The sequence below is a fragment of the Gordonia sp. i37 genome (genome assembly GCF_002043085.1).
GTDB classification, from domain to species: domain Bacteria; phylum Actinomycetota; class Actinomycetes; order Mycobacteriales; family Mycobacteriaceae; genus Gordonia; species Gordonia polyisoprenivorans.
Map to the genome: position 1 here is coordinate 1 of NZ_MVPX01000711.1, position 378 is coordinate 378.

Sequence of the window (378 nt, forward strand, 5' to 3'; positions counted from 1 at the left end):
GGGCGGAGCCACACCGGGCACAAGGTGAAAGACGCTATCAAGGAGGTCGCCGAGGCCGTTGCTGCCGAACGTCGCGGTTTGAGCACCAGGACGAAAGTCGTCGCTGCGGCAGCAGGATTGGCGCTCCTGGCTGCGGGCCCGATAGGCATCGCGATGGCAGGTGCTGCAGGCGCCGCGGGTGCCGCGGCAATAACCAGCGGCTTGGCAGCATTCGGCCCGGGTGGCATGGTCGGAGGGTTGGCGACCCTGGGGAGTCTCGCGTCCACAGGTGCCATGGTGACGACCGTGGCCGCGACCGCGCGCGGCGGGGTGCAACCACTGCTCGTCGATCCGACGAGCGTGGCGATTCAGGTCGCGATAGCTCATGCGTTGAACACG

At 68.0% G+C, this 378-nt stretch carries 1 pseudogene; it reads left to right on the forward strand.

Annotated features, from left to right (window positions below):
- Nucleotides 1-24: 24 nt before the first annotated feature.
- Nucleotides 25-378: pseudogene (locus B1964_RS30620) on the forward strand (hypothetical protein); the annotation flags it as partial.